Origin of the sequence: Bradyrhizobium sp. 61 (genome assembly GCF_023073075.1) — a bacterium.
Classification (GTDB): domain Bacteria; phylum Pseudomonadota; class Alphaproteobacteria; order Rhizobiales; family Xanthobacteraceae; genus Bradyrhizobium; species Bradyrhizobium barranii.
In genome coordinates this window covers 1-3,105 of the sequence record NZ_JADPIU010000020.1, presented here as the reverse complement: position 1 = coordinate 3,105, position 3,105 = coordinate 1, and the positions used below count along the sequence as shown (strand labels likewise).

Below are 3,105 nucleotides of genomic sequence, written 5' to 3'. Positions count from 1 at the left end.
GCTCAGCAAGCCGCCTGACCTTCACCCAACGCCATCACATATAGCTCGCCGTGCCCGCGCGCACGCGACAATCAGGCGGCCTTCGTCGTAGGCGTACCGTCTCCCCAACCGATGACTGCTTTCAACCGTGGAGTTGAAACGGAGTGGATTTGGCCCGTCTGTTCGAAAGCCGACAAACGGATGCTTTTGGTCGCAAGTGTGGGAATTAGGATACAGGCACACACGCAACTAATGCGGTGGTCGAGCCATCCGTCCCGTCCCGAGCGATGCCGGCCATCCTAACCGCCGATGAAGAGCGGGATGTGTGGATGCGCGCGCCGTGACGCGCGGGGCCGGGAGGGAAGAGAAGATAGGACGGCAGCGTGATCGTCCGCTCGGCCCCAAGAAGCGGATCAAGCGCAGACAGTTCAATATGTACGCGATGGGCCAAGTGCGTACACGCTGCTAACCCGATGAGCGCGGTTCTAGCGTTCGACTGCGCCGGAAAGAGCAAGCACTTAGGTGCGGACCTTAGGCCCAGGCGGGCGGCTTTAATTCATCTTCTCACGGAGTTTTCTTATTATCTCGCGCAGGTCGTTAGCGTACTCCTCAATGATCCGGCGCGCCTCCTCCAAGCGCGTTGGCTTGGGCTCGCGCTTATCGGATTCGGAGGGCTTGTTCATGGCAGAGCCTTGAACCCAGATCGCCGGCAACCCATTGAGCTACATCAACGGGCTTATCGCTTTAGCTCTCTCAATAAGCAGTCGCGGTCATCGATGTGGAGGGACTGTGTATCCCTCATCGTCGCCGAACGGCCCCTCGCGCCTTTTGGAATCAGGGTTGTGCCGAACCTTGCGGATCGAAATCGGCAAGCCGCCGCCTGTCGTTTAAGATGATCTCTCGCTGATAGTGGTCGAGGAACGTAAGGACGCCTGCTTTACGCAAATGAGATAGCGCGCGAGAAACGGTCTCGAGTGTTAAGCCGAGATAGTCCGCTATGTCGCGGCGGCTCATGGGGAGCGACATCTTGTCCGCTCCAGTCCGGCAATCCATCTCAAGCAGGAAGGCGGCGACCCTTTCTACCGCGGTCTTGCGGCCTAGGAGCAGCATATGGTTTTCTGCGTGCTCTAGGTTGCGGGTCGTCATACTAAGCAGGTTGTGCGAGACAACCACGTCTCTTGCGGCCATCAATTGAAGGCTCTCTCGCTTAATCAGGCGCACAATGGTTTCGACGACCGCCTCTGCGGTAAATCGATGCTTATCGCTGTTTTCAAGCCCGAAAATGTCGCCCGCTAAATGAAAGGCGCCGATTTGGCGCCGACCGTCTAAAAGCAATTTATAGCTTCGCACCGCACCAAGTTTGACTTGGTAGACATACACAGCGGGCTCTTTTTCGCCGAAGATTTCGGTGCCTTTTCGGTATGTGAACTCATTTAGGCTGATAATTGCGTCAGATGCACTCGATAAACCAAATTCATCGAGCGCATTGGGCCGAGGTCGTCGATCCGTTGTGATACGCACAAACATAGGTCAGCTCCTCTTCCGCATCAAATTCCTTGAATAATCCTCTCGTGCCTGCTGGTCGTTGGACCGACCAGCGTATTCAGTAATTGTCCCTTAGGTCATTGTACCAAGGAACAATGTAAGGTTGCTAGCGCCACCGCTGGGCGAAGGCGCGATTAGTCCGCTATGAGTCCAAAAGCCGTCATCCGGCCCCAGATCAAAAACTTCTGCTACGGGCCAAGAAGAGACTCATGCACCGCAACAATCAATTCAGTCTTTATGAGCGGATTTGCCGGCGCAACATCAAGAACCGCACTCAGCGACAAGATTAGCAGAAGCAGGCCGCCGCCGGGTTGAGAGCGGCGACGGCTTTTCTTTACGCGCTCACATGGCCGCGACTATCGCCGCATGGTGAAGAAACAGTCAGCGGTAGCGCCAGCTTTCGACGCCATCGGCTAGATGACGCTCCTGTTTGCGCAATTCATCCACTAGACGTTCGAGGTAGGGCGGCAGAGGCGAGACTTTTGGAGTTAAGTCCTTCTGCAATCGGTCACCCACCTCGTCACAGATCGACCGGGCGGTCATAGGGTCGATCCGCTCGGATCTTCGGCTATGGGGTTCCATTTCGCGATATCTCGTTAGGCCCCACGATTAACTTAGGTTACAGCGTTGGAGATTGTTTCAGATCTCTTCAACAGGAACCCAATCGAACCAGGCATGTCATAAAACGTTAAAGTCGGACCGCGTAAGCAGGGGAAAAGGAGGACGCATGGCGCGATACTCCGATCTCAAGAGAGAGAGAGAGAGAGAGAGAGAGAGAGAGAGAGAGAGAGAGAGAGAAGCTGATCGCAGACCAGACTAGCATCCAGGCCCAGCTAAACGAGGCAGAGCCGGGTCCATTTCGTGAAAAGCTGGAGCGAAAGCTCGGCCAAATCCGAGTTGCCCTAAATCTCGGCAGCTGGGCCTACTCACCCGGATTACGAACGCCGGACCAAGGGCCGCCTCAGTTGGCGCTCTCTTTCCTCGGCTGCCTCTGGGCAGATATTCTAATGAAGGCGACAATTGTTCAATGCAATTGCGGCGCCGAGTATAGACGCACTGAAGAGAAGTTCTTGGCGCCGCATACGGGTGACGCGGTCTGCACGGTTTGCGGAGCCGCGCTAGAATCGTGGTCGGAAAGCACCCACGTTCCGATTTACGAACTTATTGAACGCCCCGATAATAAGCCGCGATGACCAGGGCGCGAAGAAGACAAATCCCCCGGGCCAAACTCGCCTGCTCAGCCACCCGTGGGCTGATCGGTCTATCCGTCAGGCAGTTTGTCAGCGGACTATGAGTCCGCTTGGGGTCAAAGTGAGACGAACTCACCTCGAGCAGAGCGAGTCCGCTCTTGACTTGAATGCTGACGTGTCAGCGGACACGGACTTCGGCCGCTGGGGGCCAAAAGCTGAAGTCACGGTTTCATTCGATGGTGGCATTGGCACGGGCGAGCAGCGCCGGTGAAATTTGCACACCCAGCGCTTTTGTCAATCGGCCCTTTAATTGCGGATTGATGTCAATTCTCTTTTTGAAGCCATTCGGCAAGACGGTAGCGCTCGCCCCGTCGGAGCGGGTCGGGTTGCG

General features: G+C 56.0%; 1 protein-coding gene. It reads right to left on the bottom strand.

Translation table 11 applies throughout. The features are described 5' to 3' along the window. Window positions 1–813: 813 nt before the first annotated feature. Window positions 814–1,506, bottom strand: a complete 693-nt coding sequence (locus tag IVB46_RS08580; protein ID WP_247342492.1) for a helix-turn-helix domain-containing protein — start codon at window positions 1,504–1,506, stop codon at window positions 814–816. Between the last annotated feature and the right edge of the window lie 1,599 nt (window positions 1,507–3,105).

Excerpts from the sequence above, each read along its gene's own strand:
- IVB46_RS08580 (WP_247342492.1), bottom strand. The coding sequence starts at position 1,506 with ATGTTTGTGCGTATCACAACGGATCGACGACCTCGGCCCAATGCGCTC.